Origin of the sequence: Heyndrickxia sp. MSNUG (genome assembly GCF_049532715.1) — a bacterium.
Taxonomy (GTDB): domain Bacteria; phylum Bacillota; class Bacilli; order Bacillales; family Cytobacillaceae; genus Mesobacillus.
This window is the reverse complement of the sequence record NZ_CP150978.1, coordinates 3,235,731-3,253,880: the sequence shown is the minus strand read 5'-3', so window position 1 is coordinate 3,253,880 and position 18,150 is coordinate 3,235,731. Positions and strand designations below refer to the sequence as shown.

Here is an 18,150-nt window from a genome sequence, read left to right as displayed (position 1 = left end):
GATAAAGGACTGGGGAAAATGATTGGTTTAGCTGTAATTTTACTTATGGTATTGTTTTTGCCTTTTACAATTAAAATGGTGGAACATAATTTGGAGATTTTTTTATTTATTATGGGTATTGCTGCGGCAGCCATTAGCGGGGAGTTGAATCAGCATTTAGTTGGAAAAGCACTTGTGGACCCCATTATCATCACAATTGCTGTATTTGTCGCAGGCTTACTCACCAAATGGTTTCAAAAACCTATGGAAAAATCGATTTTATGGGGAAGCAGGTTACTCACTCCCCGAGTTTTTTTGCGTTAACAGTGGTCATTCTTGGTTTGGCTTCAAGCATTATTACTGCTATAATCGCGGCGATCGTTCTTGTGATTATCGTCAATGTCCTCCCGTTAGACCGGAAATCGGAAATTCGTTTTACCGTCTTGGCTTGTTTTTCGATTGGGCTGGGAGCTGCCTTAACCCCGATTGGTGAGCCATTGGCCACCATCACCATAAGTAAATTGAATGAGGACTTCTTTTATTTGCTGCAATTAATTGGTGCCGAAGTGCTGCCTGCCATCATAATTTTCGGCATCATGTCGATGATTCTTGTAAATCCGCATGAAGCAAAAAATGGACTGAAGTCTGTCACTAAGTCTGAATCATACAATGAAATTATCATTCGTTCATTAAAAATCTACTTGTTCGTCATGGGGCTCACATTTCTTGGGCATGGATTCGAACCTTTTATTAATGAGTATGTTATCGGGCTTTCTCCAACACTGTTGTACTGGATCAATATGATATCAGCGATATTGGATAATGCTACGCTTGCCGCTGCTGAAATCAGTCCTGCTATGGATAGTGAAACCATACAAGCTGTTTTACTCGGACTTATTATCAGCGGAGGAATGCTGATTCCAGGAAATATCCCTAATATCATCTCTGCAGGTAAGCTGAATATCACCAGCAAGGAATGGGCGGCGTTTGGAGTTCCGGTTGGCCTTGCTACCATGTTTTTTTATTATATTGTCCTATTTGTTTTTTAGCCGGGGAATATTAAAGAGGATGGAAATATTTTTCCCATCCTCTTTTTGCATTTCTGCCCATAATAACTGTAAAACATTATGGAATGAAATGAGGCATGTAAATGAAACCCTTTGTACCTCAATTGGTTTATATCGAGCCACAAGCACTTGAACATCCGCTAGGCAGGGAACTGAAAGAGAAATTTGAGAAAATGGGTCTCGAAATCAGGGAAACTACATCCCATAATCAGGTCCGCGGTATACCAGGTGATAACGAATTACAGCAGTATCGTAATGCGAAATCAACTCTTGTAGTAGGTGTACGCAGGACGCTGAAATTCGATACATCAAAACCATCAGCGGAATACGCGATACCGCTTGCCACTGGCTGTATGGGGCATTGCCATTATTGTTACCTTCAGACAACACTTGGAAGTAAGCCGTACATTCGTACATATGTCAATCTTAATGAAATTTTTGAACAGGCGCAAAAATATATGGATGAAAGAAAGCCTGAAATAACACGGTTTGAAGCGGCATGTACATCCGATATTGTCGGTATTGACCATTTGACTCTTGCCTTGAAGAAAACAATTGAATTCATCGGTCAAACAGAATACGGTCAATTACGATTCGTCACAAAATACCATCATGTCGATCATTTACTGGATGCCAAGCATAATGGTAAAACGCGATTCCGTTTTAGTGTAAACGCACGCTATGTCATCAAGAACTTTGAGCCAGGCACATCTTCCTTTGACGAAAGGCTTGAGGCAGCAAGGAAGGTAGCCGGAGCCGGCTATCCGCTAGGCTTTATCGTTGCGCCGATTTATATCCATGAAGGTTGGAGAGAAGGATACCATGAATTGTTTGAAAGGCTTAGCCATTCACTCGAAGGTGTCGACCTATCAGGCTTGAGCTTTGAACTGATTCAGCACCGTTTCACAAAACCAGCTAAAAATGTGATTCAAAAACGTTACCCAAAATCCAAGCTGGAAATGGATGAAGAAAAACGAAAGTACAAATGGGGACGCTACGGAATCGGAAAATATGTATATCAGACAGATGAAGCAAAGGATCTTGAAAACACGATTCGCGGTTATATTCATTCGTTCTTCCCCGAAGCGGAGATCCAATACTTCACGTAATATGAAAATTTTTAACTTGTACGCCGTACTATTTTACAAAATGTGCGCTTAAAGATGTAACAATGGGATTACATCGACGGGAGTGGCTCATATGTATATAGACGGCGTTTTTTCCGGCGGAGGAATCAAAGGATTTGCGTTGATCGGTGCCTGTGCAGCAGTTGAGGAACGAGGGTTCAGATTTAAGCGGGTAGCTGGAACAAGTGCTGGATCATTGGTAGCGGGATTGCTTGCTGCCGGGTATACGAGTACAGAAATGGCAAGCCTTGTTGGTGAGCTGAACCTGAGGAAATTTCTTGACTCAAGAAAAACAATTATCCCTTCAGCACTGACGAAATGGCTGTTTGTATATTGGCGTATGGGTTTATACAAGGGAGATGAACTGGAATGTTGGATCGCAGAAACACTTGCCGCGAGAGGGTTGCGGACATTCGGTGATTTGGCTCCGGATGCACTTAGAATCATCGCTTCAGATTTAACGAATGGGAGATTATTGATTCTTCCTGATGATCTTCCAAAGTACGGTATCGACCCAAGAACTTTTCCTGTAGCAAGGGCAATAAGAATGAGCTGCAGTCTGCCATTCTTTTTTGAACCGGTGAAACTAAGGGACCGCATCAGTACGAATATCGTTGTGGATGGTGGGGTATTGAGCAATTTTCCGATGTGGCTCTTTGATAAGGATAATGTAAAAAAAGTACGGCCGGTACTCGGAGTAAAGCTCAGCCCTCATATAACGCAGCAGCCAACAAACAAAATCAAAAATGCCCTGCAAATGTTCGATGCCTTGTTTGAAACGATGAAGGATGCGCATGATTCCAGATATATTTCGCGTAAGCATGCAAAAAATATTATTTTCATACCGACTGAAGGATCATTGACGACCGAATTTCAGCTGACTGAAGAAAAAAAATTAGAACTGATCGAACTAGGTAAAATGAACGCTGATAAATTTTTTAAATCCTGGTGCTATTAAAAAAATCGGGCTAAAACGAAGCCCGATTTTTTTTCTTGCTTTTTTTACCGTCAATGACAGTTAAATGAGATGCATCCTTTTTCTTGTTCCGTGCAGATGCCAGTGACCTAATTTTAGAGCGCTTAGTTGAAGAACTTGTTTCTTTTGCCTGGAACCGTTTCTTGGACCGCTTTGCTGCTTTTAAAAATGCTCGCTGTTGCTGCTTTCCAGGGCTGGTTCCAGAAAAACGTCTTACTAGATAATAAATCACTGCACCGACCAATGCGACTACAGCAAGGGTTTTGATAACACCAACAGGATCGCTTATCAATTTCGATACTATTCCGATAATTGAAAGGACAATGAGTCCTGTAACCAAATACTTAGAAGTTCGATTATTCAAAGTAAGCCACCTCCCTAAAAGCATCATGAGCATTTTTTTAGTCTTTTAAACTAGCTAACGCTTACTTTATACAATTTCTTCGGTTTTATACTATTCTCCTGCTTCTTTTTCCTTTTTTAGAAGCGCTTTAAACGAGAGATTGAAAGTTATAATTTGTTTCAAGCAAATAAATGACTAGAAAAGCTTATCACTATAGTTAAGGACGATATCTTAAAAAAATCAGCAAAGGGATTTTTATATACCTTAACTTTATTTTACTAAAAAAAACCCTAAACCACTATATGCTTTCTGAGCTCATCGCAACATTTTTATCCAGTTCATGCAATTGATTTTCTGCTCCGGGACATACTATAAACGGAGGTGCAACTAATGGCAGAAAATCATGAAAACCTTGAACAAAATCAGCGGGAAAAACCTATGTCTTTCCTCACGATGACGATTATCACTGGATTATGTGGCGGTATATTCTGGAGTGCCCTGGCATACTTAGCCTATATTTTCAATTTTACGGAGATTCGTCCAAATGTCATTCTCGAGCCATGGGCATTAGGGAAATGGAAAGAGCAGTGGCTAGGTACAGTGATCTCAATCATCGCAATCGGCCTTTTTTCAATCGGTGCCGCACTCGTTTATTATGCAGCAATGAGAAAAATTAAATCCATATGGGCAGGTGCCGCTTATGGACTAGTGTTATTTTTGCTTGTATTTTATGTTTTGAATCCAATATTCCCTGGGATTAAGCCGTTCTGGGACCTGTCAAAGAACACCTTAATTACGTCAGCATGTTTTTATATCCTCTTTGGTGTCTTTGTTGGCTATTCTATTTCCTATGAGGAACAGGAAGTCCGCAGCCGAGAGAAAAAACATAAAGAGGTTACTTCTTAAGCATGTCTAAGTAGTTTTCACGAATTTAGTTATGTTAGAATGTTCTTAATGAACATTCTTTTTTTACGGGAGCTGTGTATGAGAAAAATACTTTTGCTTAACGGTCCCAATTTAAACCGTCTGGGAAAAAGGGAACCGGCTATATACGGCAGCAAGACGCTGAAGGATTTGGAGAACAGAATAATTGAGCTGGGTGCAGAATCACAGCTGGAAGTTATTTGTTTTCAATCCAATCATGAAGGAGAATTGATCGACAAACTTCATGAGGCCGAAGATACGGGTGTTGATGGCATCATTTTCAACCCCGGGGCATTTACGCATTATAGTTATGCCATCAGGGATGCGATAGCAGGAATAAATTGTCCCGTTATCGAAGTACATATTTCAAATGTTTATGAAAGAGAAGCATTCAGGCATAAATCTGTCATAGCTCCTGTTTCAAAAGGACAAATTGCTGGTCTTGGCCTGATTGGCTACGAATTGGCGCTAGAAGCATTTAAAAGGGAAGAAAAAGGGGAGGAATAAGGTTATGGAAAAGATACAAAAATTGCGCGCAACCTTTGAAACACTCGGTATAGATGGAATGCTGGTAACAAGCGAATTTAATCGCCGTTACATGACTGGATTCACTGGTTCAGCTGGAATGGTGTTAATCACTAATGAAAAAGCATTGTTCATTACTGATTTCCGTTATACAGAGCAAGCAGCTAAGCAATGCGAAGGCTACGATGTTGTCCTTCATAAAGGACTTATCCAGGATGAAGTTGCGGCCCAGGCGAAAAACCTAGGTATTAAGAAGCTGGGATTTGAAGAAGCTCATGTTACATATTCAGCGTTTAAAACCTATGAAAAGGCAATTGAAGCTGAGCTTGTCCCTGTATCGGGAGAAATTGAAAAGTTACGCTTGATTAAGACCGATTCAGAGATTAAGATATTAAAGGAAGCAGCAGCCATTGCAGATGCTGCATTTACACATATACTTGAGTTTATCCGTCCAGGGAGAACAGAGCTGGAGGTATCGAATGAACTAGAATTCTTCATGAGAAAGCAGGGAGCTACTTCTTCTTCGTTTGATATTATCGTTGCATCAGGCTACCGTTCTGCCCTGCCACACGGTGTGGCAAGTGACAAGGTGATTGAAGCGGGCGACTTTGTTACCCTTGATTATGGTGCTTATTATAAAGGTTATGTTTCTGATATTACGCGTACAGTTTCAGTGGGCAAGCCAGCTGACAAACTGAAGGAAATCTATGACATCGTTCTTGAAGCACAGCTTCGAGGCATGGCAGGGATCAAGCCTGGAATGTTAGGCAAAGAAGCTGACGCGCTGACTAGGAATTTCATCACAGAAAAAGGATATGGAGAATACTTTGGACATTCAACTGGACATGGCATCGGTCTTGAAGTACATGAAGGTCCTGGACTTTCGTACAGATCTGAAACAATACTTGAACCAGGCATGGTTGTGACAGTTGAGCCGGGAATCTATATCGCTGGCCTTGGCGGAGTACGAATTGAAGACGATACCGTGATTAAATTAGACCATAATGAGTCCCTGACACATTCTACAAAAGAACTCATCATACTTTAAGAGACATTAGGAGGACAAACAATGATTTCAGTTAACGATTTTCGTACTGGTTTAACAATCGAAGTGGATAATGGTATTTGGCGTGTACTTGATTTCCAACACGTAAAGCCAGGAAAAGGTGCAGCATTTGTACGCTCAAAGCTTCGTAACCTTCGTACTGGAGCAATCCAGGAAAAAACTTTCCGCGCAGGTGAAAAAGTAGCAAAAGCGCAGATTGAAAACCGTAAAATGCAATATCTATATGCTAGCGGAGACCAGCATGTGTTCATGGATAATGAATCTTATGAGCAGATTGAATTACCAGGGAATTCTATCGAATATGAATTGAAATTCCTTAAGGAAAACATGGAAGTATACATTATGACATTCGGCCACGAAACTCTTGGGGTAGAACTTCCAAACACTGTTGAGCTAGAAGTAACTGAAACAGAACCGGGAATTAAAGGTGATACTGCTTCCGGCGGAACAAAGCCTGCAATAATGGAAACTGGTCTTTCTGTTCAGGTTCCTTTCTTCATCAACCAGGGTGACAGACTGATCATCAACACAACTGATTCATCTTACGTATCACGTGCTTAATATTAAAACCTGCCTTTTGGCAGGTTTTTTTGTTTGGTATAAGAAAAAGCACCTCATTAATCGAGATGCTTGCCAGGTTATTGCTCAATATCATATTTCCACTCATTCATTCCGCCGCTCATGTTGTATATATTCTTGAATCCCTTCTCAGTCAGTATTCCGCTTGCTTTTGTAGAACGGTTTCCGCTCTGGCATGCAACAACATATTTTTGTTCTTTATCAAGCTCTGAGAGCATTTCTTCAAGAACCTGCAAAGGCACTAGTTTCGCCCCAGGAATATGGCCTGCGGCAAACTCTTCTGGAGTTCGGACATCAAGGACTTCCACTTTGCCCGAGTCGATCATTTCCTTCGCTTCATCAACTGTAACATCTTTATAAGTACCAGAGGAACAGCCTGTAATTAACAATAGAAAAGTAATTGCTGCTAAGATCTTTTTCATGAATATCGCTCCTTATAATACGTATAAGGGTATTTTACCTCATAGGCAGTTAGAAGTGTACAAACAAATTGTGTCAGCGGCGATTTTTTTTAGTCTGTCCGGGCAGATGATTGAAAGCGGAGTGCCATGAACGCAAACCACCAGTTGGATTAAGCAAAGCAAAATAGAAAAAGCCAGGTTGCGCCCGGCTTTATCAAAAGCTAAACAATAGTATAAGTGGCTTTTAGGGTAGCTTTAATCTCTAGTTTTCCTGGTTCAATTGGTGTTCCGCTGCCTGAGCTCTTTTCGAATGATGCAACGAGGTAAGGACCGGGTATTGCTTTTTGGGATTCTTCTGTAATGGATAAAATTTGCGGCTGGGTGGCGATGCCAAACGTTCTCGCAATGGTTTGAGCCTTTTTATAAGAATCAATAACGGCAAGGGATAGAGCCTGGTTATAGTATGCCTGTGGGTCAGCAACAGTAAATTGGATATTCATTACCTCATTTGCACCATTTTTAACAGCCGTGTCGATTACCACACCGACTTGCTCAGGATTGCGTATTGTTATTGTGTATAGATGTGTAACCCGGTATCCCTGGAATAGCTGTTTGCCGTCTTCATACGTATAAATAGGATCAATTCTATAATCTGCGGTTTTGATATCGTCTTTTGGAATTCCTATACTAACAAGAGCTGTAACAATATCTTGAGCAATTTTAGCATTGTCCGCCTGTGCCTCTTGGAGATTTGGATTTTCTGTTCGAACTCCAAGTGTTGCAGTTGCCTTATTTGGGCTTGCCATGACTGAGCCTTCACCGTTTACTGTGATTCTTCTGCCAATCTCTGCTCCCCTGAATCCAGAATATATTCCTTGAGCCATTTTTATCCCTCCAAGCTTTTTCCTCTTCTCCTATTCTTATGATTGTTTCTTTATTTCCATCACAAGAGGACAGTAGGAATGCTCGAAGTTTAACAATGCATACCTGTTACTCGCCGGCTCCAGGTGCCTTATCCGTATCGTTTTTGTTGTTGTACTTCGGGTCAGTCATAGGGGATTCCTTCAGGCTTCTTGTACCTCCAAGGTATGTTGCACGATCATCCCTTTGAACCTTCTGGAATTTTTGATGATCCTCATTCATGGTTTTCAACTCCTTTCATGAGGGTTATTTTTTACTAATCGCTTTCTGATTACTCCTGCAATAATCATTAATCTAGCGGTCATAAAGTGGCCAAGCAGGCATACATATTAATTAAGTGTATGTCAGGAGGATCAATTATGGACGATATCTTCTCTTTTTTGCCGAAACGGATTGCTGAATTGCTGGATACAGTGCCTCCTAATGACAAAGACGGGATGGAAGAAGTGCGGATCAGGATCAACCGTCCGCTGGAAATAACGGTAAGAGGCAAACCGCAATTCTTGCCGTATATCATTCCCCCCGAGGATGCTGTCCAGCTCTTGAACAAGCTTGGACATTTTTCAATGTATACATTGGAAGAAGAACTGAAACGGGGATATATCACAATCGCAGGCGGCCATAGAGTGGGGCTGGCGGGCAAGGTGATACTTGAAAATGGCTCTGTAAAAGCCATCAGGGATATTTCTTCATTTAATTTTAGGATCGCCAGGGAAAAAATCGGGATAGCTGAACCGCTCTTGCCCTTTTTATATCAAAATGGCTGGAAGCATACGATGATCATAGGCCCGCCTCAGACTGGAAAGACAACATTGTTGAGAGATATCGCAAGGCTGATTTCCAGTGGAGTGCAGCAAAAGAAGCTGCCTCCGCTTAAAGCAGGCATTGTCGATGAAAGGTCGGAAATAGCCGGTTGTGTAAAAGGAGTTCCACAGCTCACCTTTGGGCCTAGGGTAGATATTCTCGATTCTTGCCCTAAAGCCGAAGGAATGATGATGATGATCCGATCAATGAGCCCAGATGTCCTGGTTGTGGATGAGATTGGCCGTAAGGAAGATGGGGATGCGATTCTCGAGGCGGTAAATGCAGGGATCAAGCTGATCATGACAACCCACGGCGATTCCCTTCAGGATATTCAAAAGCGTCCCACCCTCAAACCAATTCTGGAGATGGGGATTTTTGATCGATTTGTTGAGCTTAATAGGGTTTCCGGGCCAGGTACAATTACTTCGATAAAAGACTCTAATGGCAAAGAAATCCTGCAAAAAGTGAGAGTGACATAAATGGTGAAAATAATTGGTGCTGTGATGATTATTCTGGCCACAACATGGACAGGTTTTGAGGCATCCAGACATTTAAGTGAACGACCACGGCAGCTGCGGCTATTGAAGTCGGCACTGCAGTCACTGGAAGCGGAAATCATGTATGGGCACACTCCTCTGCACGAAGCATCAAGGAAACTTGCAGCACAGCTTTCAAAACCTTTGTCCTGGTTTTTTGAAGCCTTTTCAAAAAAATTAACTGAATCCGAAACGACTGTAAAGTCTGCATGGGAAGAAAGTTTATCCGAGGTCTGGAAATTAACCGCCTTCAAACAGGGCGAATTTGAGATCATGAAACAATTCGGCGAGACACTTGGAAGACATGACAGGCATTCTCAGCAAAAACAAATTTTGCTTACGATTTCACATCTGGAAAGAGAAGAAACAGATGCCTGCGAAAGACAGATGAAATACGAAAAAATGGTGAAAAGCATCGGGTTTCTATCTGGCTTATTACTAATCATTTTATTGATGTAGCGTTTAGGAGGAGGACAAGATGGGTCTAGAAGTGGATATTATCTTTAAAATCGCAGGTGTTGGCATCGTCGTTGCTTTTTTGCACACAATCCTCGACCAGGTAGGAAAAAAGGAATATGCACAATGGGTAACATTGTTCGGATTCATCTATATACTTTTCATGGTCGCTTCAATTGTTGATGATCTCTTTCAAAAAATTAAATCTGTATTCCTATTTCAAGGGTAGGGGAGGGCTTTGCCATTGAAATCCTTCAAATAGTTGGTGTAGCACTCATTGCAACCTTTCTAGCGCTGATTGTGAAAGAGCAAAAGCCTAACTTTGCATTTTTATTGATCGTTTTTACAGGCTCTGCAATCTTTCTTTTCCTTGTTGATCAAATCTACCAAATCATATTTATGATCCAAAAGCTGGCGGCAAATGCTCGTGTGAATCTTGTCTACGTGGAAACCATCCTGAAAATCATTGGGATAGCATATATTGCAGAATTTGCAGCCCAAATTACGAAAGACGCAGGCCAGGGGGCAATCGCTTCAAAGATTGAACTAGGAGGAAAAATCCTGATTCTTGCTATGGCAATCCCAATTCTCACAGTAATGATCGAAACAATTATTCGCTTAATCCCGGGCTGATTTTAGAGTCTTGTATGAAGAGGTGTAAATATGAAGCAGCGGCTGCAGTTCATTCTAAGCATCATTCTTATCCAATTGTTTTTTTTTAGTCCGATTGTACAAGCTGCAGGAGAAGAAAAGGACTCGAATCTATTGATAAATCCTGATCAAATTGCGAAATCCCAGCTTGAGAATCTAAATATCGATGAGCTTAAGGGGTTTTGGGAGGATATCATCGATAAATATGACGGTTATTTGCCAGAAAGCCAGAAAGGCAGCTTATATGATTTTATAAGCGGAGAAAAAGAGTTTTCGATGAAGGCCTGGTTTAAAGGCATCGTGAATTTTGCCTTTCATGAATTCATTGTTAATGGAAAACTTCTTGGTTCATTGATTTTGCTTACTGTCTTCAGTATGTTTCTCCAGGCTTTGCAAAATTCCTTTGAAAAAAGCACAATCAGTAAGGTCGCCTATTCGATCGTGTTCATGGTCTTAATCATTATTGCCCTTAATAGCTTTCATGTGGTAGTCGATTACACGAATGATGCAATTGGGACTATGATTCAATTCATCCTTGCTTTAATACCACTCTTGCTTGCATTAATGGCGACTTCTGGAGGATTGATATCGGCAGCTTTCTTCCACCCGGTTATCATTTTTATGATGAATACGAGCGGTATGTTTATCCAGTATGTTGTACTGCCGCTTTTATTTCTGTCGACACTTCTTAGCATTGTCAGCATATTATCTGAGCACTACAAAGTTACGCAGCTTGCCAGTATGCTGAGGAATTGGAGTGTCGGCCTGCTCGGAATATTGTTGACCGTGTTTCTTGGAGTCATATCAGTACAAGGGGCATCTGCGGCTGTGACAGACGGCGTAACCGTAAAGACGGCAAAATTTATAACAGGGAATTTTGTGCCTGTGATTGGTCGGGTTTTCACCGATGCAACGGATACTGTCATCAGTGCATCGATGCTGCTGAAGAATACAGTTGGCCTTGCAGGAGTGGCAATTCTATTGCTCATTGCCGCATTTCCGGCCGTCAAAATTTTGATGGTTGCCTTCATCTATAAGTTCGCAGCAGCAATTCTGCAGCCATTAGGCGGAGGCCCTGTTATTACTTGCCTGGATATCATCAGTAAAAGCATCATATACGTATTTGCTGCCTTGGGAATTGTCTCATTGATGTTTTTCCTGACGATTACAGTCATTATCGCAGCTGGAAATTTAACGATGATGGTGAGATAGGGGGAGAAGGATGGACTTTTTAAAAGAGTGGGTTACAAATATCATCATTTTTATCCTCCTGGCAACTGTCCTGGATATGCTGCTGCCGAATTCAAGCTTCCAGAAATACACGAAGATCGTAACTGGCCTGATTTTGATTGCGATTATCCTTTCACCTATTATGAAGATCTTCACAACTGATTTTGAAACAGCAATCGCTTCGATTAGCCAATTTAATAGTCATGGTGAAGAAGAAAATATAAAAAATTCAATAGAATTTCAGAAAAAAGAAATACAAGCATCCCAGCATGCATATATTTTAGAAACAATGGCTGTCCAATTGAAAACAGCCGCAGAGGAGGAGTTGATGGAGCAGCAAGGAATGGAAATTGCTAATATCGAGCTTGAAGTAAATGATCAGGATCAGCGGCCTTTCCCAGAAAACCTGCAATATGTCATCGTACATGTTAAGAAAGCAGAAAATGAGGGAGAGACTGTGGCAGTAGTAAGAGAAGTAGAAATTGATACAGACGCACCCCTTCCATCAAAACAAACCTCTAAGAATACAGATCAAATATCTTCTCTTCTGTCAGAAAAATGGAACGTTCCTGAAAGCTCTATTCAAATCATGATAGAAGGGGGAGTGACGAACATGGACAATGAAAAAGGTCCTTTGACTTGGCTTAAAAAGCAATTGGGGAGCAAAGATGGGCCGCCTGGTAAGAAAACAGGCAAATATCAGTATTTGATGATAGTAGTCCTCTTCGGTACCGCCATCATGCTAATGGGAAATATACTCGGTGATAAAAATCCTGCTGATGCAGTTGTCCCAGCAGCGAAGGAAGCTGGACCTGAGGAAGATACTGCAGTATTCGGCCAGAAAAAAAGTGCTGGAAATGACGTCATTTCCGATTATGAAGAAGCCTATGAAGCCCAGCTTACAGAAATGCTGGAGGGAATAAACGGCGTAGGGGATGTAACAGTGTTTGTCAACGTGGATGCAACAGAGAAAAAAGTACTTGAAAAAAACACCACCATCCAATCCCAGACTACGGACGAAACCGACCGTGAAGGCGGTAAGCGAAAAGTCGAGGATGCTTCAAAGGATGAGCAGCTTGTGTTGGTACGGAATGGTGAAAAAGAGGTTCCACTTGTCCTGGAGACAAAGAAACCAGAGATTAGAGGTGTCCTGGTTGTGGCAAAGGGAGCTGAAAATATACAAATCAAAAAATGGATCATCGAGGCTGTCACAAGGGCACTGGATGTTCCAAATCACCGCGTGGCAGTAATGCCAAAAAAATCTAAGGGGGATTAATAGATGTTATTAAAAAAGCAAACTGTATGGTTATTGACAATGCTAAGCCTAGTGGTCGTTCTTTCTGTGTACTATATCACTTCACCTGAGCAGCAAAAGAGTGCTGACCTTGCTGGGGTAGAACAGAAACAGGCAGACAATAAAGAGACTGCAGCAACTGAATCGAAGGATGGATCAACTGTGATTTCAGGAATTGCCAGCGATGAAAAGTTTGAAGCTTTGCGTATAAACCTTGAAGAAAAGCGGACAAAAATGAAGGAAGACCTTCAGACAATCGTCGCTTCAACTGACCTTCCTGCCGAACAACGCAGCGATGCGGTTGAAAAGATGAACCAGCTGGATGAAATTGCACAAAAAGAAGGAGTACTCGAAACATTAATTAAATCTATGGGATATGAAGATGCATTGGTTCGTGCAGATGGCGAAAACGTCAGGATTACAGTAAAAGCAAAAGATCACTCTGCTTCTGCAGCAAATGAAATCATCCAGATGGTAAGGACAGAACTTGGATCTTTACAGCCTGTAGCCGTTTCATTTGAACCATCTAAATAAGATACACACAAAAAAGGGAAAGCGGCTGCTTTCCCTTTAATTTTGATGTAATTTCAATAAATTATCTAATGATTCATGCGCGACTTCTACTGATTTAAATAGCTGTTCATGATGCTTGCTTTGCACAAGTGCTGCTGATGAAATTTCCTCCAGTGCGGCACTGGCCTGCTGAATGACTGAGCTGAACCTCGCGATTGTGCCTTCAATTGCAATGGACGATTCAAGGATGTTTCTCGTGAATGTATCCTGCTCCGAAATGTCGCTTTTCAAATTTTTAAATACGAGATGAATCGTATCGAATGCTTCCATTGTTTCTGCTGCGAGCTCAAGGTTTTGAGTGAGCTTTTCAGCAGTGAAGTTTACGCCTTCCTTCGTCCTTGATGTATCAATCATGACGCTCTTTAAATTGTCCGTTATCTGGGTTGCAGTGCAGCTTGTGATGTCTGCGAGCTTTCTTACTTCATCCGCTACTACTGCAAATCCTTTGCCGCTTTCTCCTGCGCGGGCTGCCTCAATGGAAGCATTTAAAGCCAGTAGATTTGTCTGGGCTGCAATCCCTTGTATATCGGATGCAAAACTGGATGTTTCTTTCACCAGGGAAGAAAGCGACATGATATGTTGGTTCACGGATTTCATGTTTTCGTATGAAGAGGTCAATTCTTTAATCAGCCTCCTCATTAATTCATCGCCCTTATCAGATACCCTCTCAGCAGACATTGCATCCTGATGGAGCTTTTCCACAAGTGTAGATGTCTTAGATATGTCATGGTTGGTACTTTCTAGAGTCTGGGTTATGTCGACGATTGAATCTGATTGAATATGGATTCCCGCTGAAATTTCCGTAACTGAATGTGTCATCTCAATCGAAGATTCGTAGTTTTCACGGCTCATTAATTTTACATCATCAATCAGGTTTGATATGCTTTTTGTATTATTCTCAATGATTTTTCTTGTTTCTAAATCTTTCAATAATAAGCTTTCAGACTCTTGTTGAGCAGAAACGATTGTCTCAGCAAGCTTATTGGAAATGGAAAATTGGAAGCTCAGCATGACGGTAATCAACATATACAACAGGTAAATCGTCACATAATTCTTAGTTTCAAGCGGCAATTCATGTTGGTGCAGATAGGTGAAAATTGTAATAATCGCAAATCCTAGTCCTGAACCCAGCAAAAGAATTTTCCGGTCCATGTAGATGGCTGCTGTAGCAAGAATGAAATACAGCAATATATAAGCAGTAGGGGAAACACTCGTCTCCATGATCAAGAATAATACTCCAGAGACGATAACAATAGATAGATATGGGATGAAGGTGGTCAGCTTCTTGAGATAATGAAGGGTTGCCACTATCCCTACTCCAGCACCCCCGCCTGCTATGATAGAAAGAATCACAGCAAGGTCTTTCTTCATTGCAGTATCAACTGCAGCTGCCAGTATGACAGAAACCAGAGTGGCTTTAACAATCAATGAATTCTTTCTTGCCAGATCCTCTATCTTAATTTCTTCAATATTTTTCATTAAGTGTCTTCTCCTCTTTAAATCAAGCTAAATGTAATATTCGCTAAAAATATTGCGATTCCTGTCGAATGAATTCACTTTTTTTTCAGAAAATATTAAAATGAATGAGAAAGGCAAGTAAGAGAGAAGATTATCGTAACATATTGAATTTGCACATGGTATTATCGTATAGTATTAGTATCTAGTCTTAAATATGAAATGGACAAGGGGTGCCCAAAATGTTAAAAGTTCAAGAAATCAGAGAGTTAATTAAATTGGTAGATCAATCGAGCATAGACGAGTTTTCATACGAGTATGAAGGGTCAAAAATAAAAATGAAGAAGCGTGGAGCAGAGAAAAATATGGTTGAGCAGGTTATGCAGACTGTTGCAACCCCTGCACCACAGCCTGTTGCAGCTGTACAAGAACTAGTTAAGCAAGAGCCTAAGGTTGAACCGGCAGCTGTTCAGGAAGTGAAGCAGGAAGAAGCAAAGGATACTTCAAACTTACATAAAATTGTTTCTCCGATGGTTGGAACTTTCTATCAATCTTCCTCTCCTGATGCAGAGGCTTATGTAAAAGAAGGTTCAAAGGTCAGCAAGGATTCCATTGTGTGCATCGTAGAGGCTATGAAGCTGTTTAATGAAATTGAAGCCGAAGTAAACGGAGAAATTGTTGAAGTTCTTGCAAAAGACGGGCAGCTTGTTGAATACGGCCAGCCTTTATTCTTGGTCAAGCCCGAATAAGGAGCGATAAGAATGATAAAAAAATTATTGATAGCCAACAGAGGAGAAATTGCAGTGCGCGTTATCCGTGCCTGCCGGGAGCTTGGAGTTGAATCAGTTGCAGTTTTTTCGGAAGCAGACAGAGAATCACTTCATGTGCAGCTTGCTGATGAAGCATATTGCATTGGTCCTAAAGCTTCAAAGGACAGCTATTTAAATTTCACGAATATTATTAGCGTAGCAAAATTGACAGGTTGCGATGCCATCCATCCAGGATATGGTTTCCTCGCTGAAAACGCCGATTTTGCTGAACTTTGCAGAGAATGCAATATCATTTTCGTCGGTCCAACTCCAGAAGCAATACAGAAAATGGGGACGAAAGATGTTGCAAGGGAAACGATGAAGGAAGCGAATGTACCGATTGTACCGGGTTCACAGGGAATCATTGAAAGTACAGACGATGCTGTCAGCCTTGCTAATGATATTGGTTATCCAGTTATCATCAAAGCGACTGCCGGTGGAGGCGGAAAAGGCATCCGTGTGGCAAGAACGGAACAGGAAATGATAAAGGGAATCAATATTACCCAGCAGGAAGCAATGACTGCGTTTGGAAATCCAGGAGTCTATATCGAAAAGTATATCGAAGACTTCCGACATGTAGAAATCCAGGTACTGGCAGATAACTACGGGAATACCATCCATCTTGGTGAACGCGATTGTTCAATCCAAAGACGCCTGCAAAAATTGCTTGAAGAAACACCTTCTCCTGCTCTGGATGGTGAAATCAGGGCTGAAATGGGTGAAGCAGCTGTAAAAGCAGCTAAAGCTGTTGATTATACTGGTGCTGGCACGGTAGAATTTATTTATGATTATCGCAATCGCAAATTTTATTTCATGGAAATGAATACCCGCATCCAGGTTGAACACCCTGTAACAGAAATGGTTACTGGTGTTGATTTAATCAAGGAACAAATTAAAATTGCATCAGGAGAAAGGCTGAACCTCAATCAGGAAGATGTGCAATTTAACGGCTGGGCAATTGAGTGCCGAATTAATGCAGAGAATCCTGCGAAAAATTTCATGCCTTCTGCCGGCAAAATTAAAATGTACCTGCCTCCAGGCGGATTTGGTGTTAGAATAGATTCAGCGGCATATCCCGGCTATACGATTCCGCCTTACTATGATTCAATGATCGCGAAGGTCATTACTTACGGAAGCAGCCGTGAAGAAGCGATTGACCGCATGAAGAGAGCCCTCAGCGAATTTGTGGTAGAAGGGATCCATACGACGATTCCATTCCATCTTAAGCTGCTGAACCATGAGGAATTCGTGGAAGGACAATTCAATACGAAATTCTTAGAAACACACGATTTAATGAAAGAAGAATAATAGGAGGTCTAGCCATGAGTGAACAGCAACATTTACTTGAAATGAGTCATGATGAAAACGGCTTAGGAAAAGTAGAAATTGCACCTGAAGTAATTGAAGTCATTGCAAGCATTGCTGCATCTGAAGTAGAAGGCGTAATGCAAATGCGTGGCAGTTTTGCTGCGGGTGTCGTTGAAAGACTTGGAAAGAAAAATCACGGCAAAGGTGTAAAGGTTGAACTTGCTGAAGAGGGAATCAAGGTCGACGTATATTGCGTGATGAAATTTGGTGTGTCCATTCCTGTGGTTGCTCAGAAAATCCAGGATAACATCCGCCAGGCGTTATTGAACATGACAGCGCTTGACGCAACTGAAGTCAATATCCATGTCGTTGGTATTCAATTCGAAAACCAAAAAGTAGAACCAGAAGTAGAACAGGAAGTTTAATAGCGGAACCAAAGGCATATTTTCTGTGCCTTTGGTTTTTTTGTTTTTGTAATGAAATAGGCAAGTGATATTTAAGGCTATTTCCTGAAAAATTGTTGTTATTACTAAAATGACTTGAGCAAATAACAGGAGTATAGGTATAACCAGTAAGGATTTCTTAGCTTCGCTATGGTGATTTTTCCATTGTTTTGATTAACTTTTTCTAAAAAGTGAAAAATAATAGGAAACCATGCGCAATGAGTTATGTTATGCTATTATTTTGTTAGAATCAGACAAGCCATAAAGGAGCTAAGAATAGAATGAAAAGAAGAACAGCAAGAGAAAAGGCCCTACAGGCCTTATTCCAGATTGATATAAGCAAGGTAGAAGCATCGGACGCAATCGAGCATGTATTGGAAGAAGAAGCGGGAGATGATTACCTCGATAAACTTGTATACGGAACTCTTCAGCACCAAGAGGAAATTGATGAGGAAATCAAAGCTTATTTAGAAAAATGGTCGATTGACAGACTTGCTGCTGTTGATCGTAACCTGTTGCGCCTTTCCGTATACGAATTGAAGTACTGCAATGATGAAGTGCCAGTAAATGTCGTTCTTGATGAAGCAATCGAAATTGCTAAATTATATGGGGATGACCAATCAAGCCGATTTGTAAATGGAGTTCTGTCTAAGGTGAAGCAGAGCATTTCCTAATACCATTAT

General features: G+C 41.1%; 22 protein-coding genes and 2 pseudogenes. 19 read left to right on the top strand and 5 right to left on the bottom strand.

Features of this window, described 5'->3' with window-relative positions; genetic code table 11:
- The first annotated feature begins 18 nt into the window (after positions 1–18).
- The 3 genes and pseudogenes from AABM38_RS16400 to AABM38_RS16390 all read left to right on the top strand — a co-directional run bounded on the left by AABM38_RS16400 (position 19) and on the right by AABM38_RS16390 (position 3,131).
- Positions 19–1,028, top strand: a pseudogene (locus AABM38_RS16400) (DUF1646 family protein).
- Between the two features lie 101 nt (positions 1,029–1,129).
- Positions 1,130–2,155, top strand: coding sequence for a spore photoproduct lyase (gene splB, locus AABM38_RS16395; RefSeq protein WP_423407372.1), 1,026 nt, complete (start codon positions 1,130–1,132; stop codon positions 2,153–2,155).
- 91 nt (positions 2,156–2,246) lie between these two features.
- Positions 2,247–3,131 (top strand): patatin-like phospholipase family protein, encoded by an 885-nt coding sequence (locus tag AABM38_RS16390; protein WP_423407371.1) that lies wholly within the window; start codon positions 2,247–2,249, stop codon positions 3,129–3,131.
- A gap of 10 nt (positions 3,132–3,141) precedes the next feature.
- Here AABM38_RS16390 and AABM38_RS16385 read toward each other — a convergent pair whose 3' ends face one another.
- The gene (locus tag AABM38_RS16385; protein ID WP_423407370.1) at positions 3,142–3,513 is read right to left on the bottom strand and encodes an SA1362 family protein; all 372 of its coding nucleotides are present in this window, start codon (positions 3,511–3,513) and stop codon (positions 3,142–3,144) included.
- A 369-nt stretch (positions 3,514–3,882) separates the two neighbouring features.
- Here AABM38_RS16385 and AABM38_RS16380 point away from each other — a divergent pair, with 369 nt between their 5' ends.
- From AABM38_RS16380 to efp, 4 genes are all read left to right on the top strand, one after another.
- On the top strand, positions 3,883–4,398 hold the full coding sequence (locus tag AABM38_RS16380) for a YqhR family membrane protein (protein WP_423407369.1): 516 nt from the start codon (positions 3,883–3,885) through the stop codon (positions 4,396–4,398).
- 78 nt (positions 4,399–4,476) lie between these two features.
- On the top strand, positions 4,477–4,923 hold the full coding sequence (gene aroQ, locus AABM38_RS16375; RefSeq protein ID WP_423407368.1) for a type II 3-dehydroquinate dehydratase: 447 nt from the start codon (positions 4,477–4,479) through the stop codon (positions 4,921–4,923).
- A gap of 4 nt (positions 4,924–4,927) precedes the next feature.
- On the top strand, positions 4,928–5,989 hold the full coding sequence (locus AABM38_RS16370; protein ID WP_423407367.1) for a M24 family metallopeptidase: 1,062 nt from the start codon (positions 4,928–4,930) through the stop codon (positions 5,987–5,989).
- A gap of 21 nt (positions 5,990–6,010) precedes the next feature.
- Positions 6,011–6,568: an elongation factor P gene (gene efp / locus AABM38_RS16365; protein ID WP_423407366.1), complete on the top strand. Its 558-nt coding sequence runs from the start codon at positions 6,011–6,013 to the stop codon at positions 6,566–6,568.
- 77 nt (positions 6,569–6,645) lie between these two features.
- Here the strand turns inward: efp and AABM38_RS16360 are convergent, their stop codons facing one another.
- The 3 genes from AABM38_RS16360 to AABM38_RS16350 all read right to left on the bottom strand — a co-directional run bounded on the left by AABM38_RS16360 (position 6,646) and on the right by AABM38_RS16350 (position 8,130).
- The gene (locus AABM38_RS16360; RefSeq protein WP_423407365.1) at positions 6,646–7,008 is read right to left on the bottom strand and encodes a rhodanese-like domain-containing protein; all 363 of its coding nucleotides are present in this window, start codon (positions 7,006–7,008) and stop codon (positions 6,646–6,648) included.
- A gap of 200 nt (positions 7,009–7,208) precedes the next feature.
- On the bottom strand, positions 7,209–7,871 hold the full coding sequence (locus AABM38_RS16355; RefSeq protein ID WP_423407364.1) for an SIMPL domain-containing protein: 663 nt from the start codon (positions 7,869–7,871) through the stop codon (positions 7,209–7,211).
- Positions 7,872–7,977: 106 nt separating this feature from the next.
- Positions 7,978–8,130 carry a hypothetical protein gene (locus tag AABM38_RS16350; protein WP_423407363.1) on the bottom strand — a complete coding sequence of 51 codons (153 nt, stop codon included), beginning with the start codon at positions 8,128–8,130 and terminating at the stop codon, positions 7,978–7,980.
- Between the two features lie 137 nt (positions 8,131–8,267).
- Between AABM38_RS16350 and spoIIIAA the strand changes: the two genes are divergently transcribed.
- The 8 genes and pseudogenes from spoIIIAA to AABM38_RS16310 all read left to right on the top strand — a co-directional run bounded on the left by spoIIIAA (position 8,268) and on the right by AABM38_RS16310 (position 13,413).
- Positions 8,268–9,191 (top strand): stage III sporulation protein AA, encoded by a 924-nt coding sequence (gene spoIIIAA / locus AABM38_RS16345; RefSeq protein ID WP_423407362.1) that lies wholly within the window; start codon positions 8,268–8,270, stop codon positions 9,189–9,191.
- On the top strand, positions 9,192–9,707 hold the full coding sequence (gene spoIIIAB / locus AABM38_RS16340; RefSeq protein ID WP_335375842.1) for a stage III sporulation protein SpoIIIAB: 516 nt from the start codon (positions 9,192–9,194) through the stop codon (positions 9,705–9,707). It begins immediately after the preceding gene.
- A 19-nt stretch (positions 9,708–9,726) separates the two neighbouring features.
- Positions 9,727–9,933 carry a stage III sporulation protein AC gene (spoIIIAC, locus tag AABM38_RS16335; protein WP_009794945.1) on the top strand — a complete coding sequence of 69 codons (207 nt, stop codon included), beginning with the start codon at positions 9,727–9,729 and terminating at the stop codon, positions 9,931–9,933.
- A gap of 14 nt (positions 9,934–9,947) precedes the next feature.
- On the top strand, positions 9,948–10,337 hold the full coding sequence (gene spoIIIAD, locus AABM38_RS16330) for a stage III sporulation protein AD (RefSeq protein WP_335375880.1): 390 nt from the start codon (positions 9,948–9,950) through the stop codon (positions 10,335–10,337).
- 30 nt (positions 10,338–10,367) lie between these two features.
- Positions 10,368–11,567 carry a stage III sporulation protein AE gene (gene spoIIIAE / locus AABM38_RS16325; protein WP_423407361.1) on the top strand — a complete coding sequence of 400 codons (1,200 nt, stop codon included), beginning with the start codon at positions 10,368–10,370 and terminating at the stop codon, positions 11,565–11,567.
- Between the two features lie 10 nt (positions 11,568–11,577).
- Positions 11,578–12,114 (top strand): annotated as a pseudogene (gene spoIIIAF, locus AABM38_RS16320) (stage III sporulation protein AF); the annotation flags it as partial.
- An 84-nt stretch (positions 12,115–12,198) separates the two neighbouring features.
- Positions 12,199–12,861, top strand: a complete 663-nt coding sequence (spoIIIAG, locus tag AABM38_RS16315; protein ID WP_423410770.1) for a stage III sporulation protein AG — start codon at positions 12,199–12,201, stop codon at positions 12,859–12,861.
- A 3-nt stretch (positions 12,862–12,864) separates the two neighbouring features.
- Entirely contained in the window at positions 12,865–13,413 is a 549-nt protein-coding gene (locus AABM38_RS16310; protein ID WP_423407360.1) for a SpoIIIAH-like family protein, read from the top strand.
- Positions 13,414–13,449: 36 nt separating this feature from the next.
- Here AABM38_RS16310 and AABM38_RS16305 read toward each other — a convergent pair whose 3' ends face one another.
- Positions 13,450–14,931 carry a methyl-accepting chemotaxis protein gene (locus AABM38_RS16305; protein ID WP_423407359.1) on the bottom strand — a complete coding sequence of 494 codons (1,482 nt, stop codon included), beginning with the start codon at positions 14,929–14,931 and terminating at the stop codon, positions 13,450–13,452.
- A 218-nt stretch (positions 14,932–15,149) separates the two neighbouring features.
- Between AABM38_RS16305 and accB the strand changes: the two genes are divergently transcribed.
- The 4 genes from accB to nusB all read left to right on the top strand — a co-directional run bounded on the left by accB (position 15,150) and on the right by nusB (position 18,141).
- Positions 15,150–15,656 carry an acetyl-CoA carboxylase biotin carboxyl carrier protein gene (gene accB, locus AABM38_RS16300; RefSeq protein WP_423407358.1) on the top strand — a complete coding sequence of 169 codons (507 nt, stop codon included), beginning with the start codon at positions 15,150–15,152 and terminating at the stop codon, positions 15,654–15,656.
- Between the two features lie 12 nt (positions 15,657–15,668).
- Positions 15,669–17,024 carry an acetyl-CoA carboxylase biotin carboxylase subunit gene (gene accC / locus AABM38_RS16295; RefSeq protein WP_423407357.1) on the top strand — a complete coding sequence of 452 codons (1,356 nt, stop codon included), beginning with the start codon at positions 15,669–15,671 and terminating at the stop codon, positions 17,022–17,024.
- A gap of 14 nt (positions 17,025–17,038) precedes the next feature.
- A complete protein-coding gene (locus tag AABM38_RS16290; RefSeq protein ID WP_423407356.1) occupies positions 17,039–17,449 on the top strand; it encodes an Asp23/Gls24 family envelope stress response protein in 411 nt (136 codons plus the stop codon).
- Positions 17,450–17,748: 299 nt separating this feature from the next.
- Complete coding sequence (gene nusB / locus AABM38_RS16285; protein ID WP_423407355.1) at positions 17,749–18,141, top strand: transcription antitermination factor NusB; 393 nt, start codon at positions 17,749–17,751, stop codon at positions 18,139–18,141.
- The last annotated feature ends 9 nt before the right edge of the window (positions 18,142–18,150 follow it).

What these genes read in the sequence shown, in the direction of transcription:
- AABM38_RS16370 (WP_423407367.1), top strand. Translation starts at nt 4,928, where the DNA reads ATGGAAAAGATACAAAAATTGCGCGCAACCTTTGAAACACTCGGTATA.
- accC (WP_423407357.1), top strand. Translation starts at nt 15,669, where the DNA reads ATGATAAAAAAATTATTGATAGCCAACAGAGGAGAAATTGCAGTGCGC.
- splB (WP_423407372.1), top strand. Translation starts at nt 1,130, where the DNA reads ATGAAACCCTTTGTACCTCAATTGGTTTATATCGAGCCACAAGCACTT.
- spoIIIAC (WP_009794945.1), top strand. Translation starts at nt 9,727, where the DNA reads ATGGGTCTAGAAGTGGATATTATCTTTAAAATCGCAGGTGTTGGCATC.
- AABM38_RS16360 (WP_423407365.1), bottom strand. Translation starts at nt 7,008, where the DNA reads ATGAAAAAGATCTTAGCAGCAATTACTTTTCTATTGTTAATTACAGGC.
- aroQ (WP_423407368.1), top strand. Translation starts at nt 4,477, where the DNA reads ATGAGAAAAATACTTTTGCTTAACGGTCCCAATTTAAACCGTCTGGGA.
- efp (WP_423407366.1), top strand. Translation starts at nt 6,011, where the DNA reads ATGATTTCAGTTAACGATTTTCGTACTGGTTTAACAATCGAAGTGGAT.
- AABM38_RS16310 (WP_423407360.1), top strand. Translation starts at nt 12,865, where the DNA reads ATGTTATTAAAAAAGCAAACTGTATGGTTATTGACAATGCTAAGCCTA.
- AABM38_RS16305 (WP_423407359.1), bottom strand. Translation starts at nt 14,931, where the DNA reads ATGAAAAATATTGAAGAAATTAAGATAGAGGATCTGGCAAGAAAGAAT.
- AABM38_RS16290 (WP_423407356.1), top strand. Translation starts at nt 17,039, where the DNA reads ATGAGTGAACAGCAACATTTACTTGAAATGAGTCATGATGAAAACGGC.
- spoIIIAE (WP_423407361.1), top strand. Translation starts at nt 10,368, where the DNA reads ATGAAGCAGCGGCTGCAGTTCATTCTAAGCATCATTCTTATCCAATTG.
- accB (WP_423407358.1), top strand. Translation starts at nt 15,150, where the DNA reads ATGTTAAAAGTTCAAGAAATCAGAGAGTTAATTAAATTGGTAGATCAA.
- nusB (WP_423407355.1), top strand. Translation starts at nt 17,749, where the DNA reads ATGAAAAGAAGAACAGCAAGAGAAAAGGCCCTACAGGCCTTATTCCAG.
- spoIIIAB (WP_335375842.1), top strand. Translation starts at nt 9,192, where the DNA reads ATGGTGAAAATAATTGGTGCTGTGATGATTATTCTGGCCACAACATGG.
- spoIIIAA (WP_423407362.1), top strand. Translation starts at nt 8,268, where the DNA reads ATGGACGATATCTTCTCTTTTTTGCCGAAACGGATTGCTGAATTGCTG.
- spoIIIAG (WP_423410770.1), top strand. Translation starts at nt 12,199, where the DNA reads ATGGACAATGAAAAAGGTCCTTTGACTTGGCTTAAAAAGCAATTGGGG.
- AABM38_RS16355 (WP_423407364.1), bottom strand. Translation starts at nt 7,871, where the DNA reads ATGGCTCAAGGAATATATTCTGGATTCAGGGGAGCAGAGATTGGCAGA.
- AABM38_RS16390 (WP_423407371.1), top strand. Translation starts at nt 2,247, where the DNA reads ATGTATATAGACGGCGTTTTTTCCGGCGGAGGAATCAAAGGATTTGCG.
- AABM38_RS16380 (WP_423407369.1), top strand. Translation starts at nt 3,883, where the DNA reads ATGGCAGAAAATCATGAAAACCTTGAACAAAATCAGCGGGAAAAACCT.
- AABM38_RS16350 (WP_423407363.1), bottom strand. Translation starts at nt 8,130, where the DNA reads ATGAATGAGGATCATCAAAAATTCCAGAAGGTTCAAAGGGATGATCGT.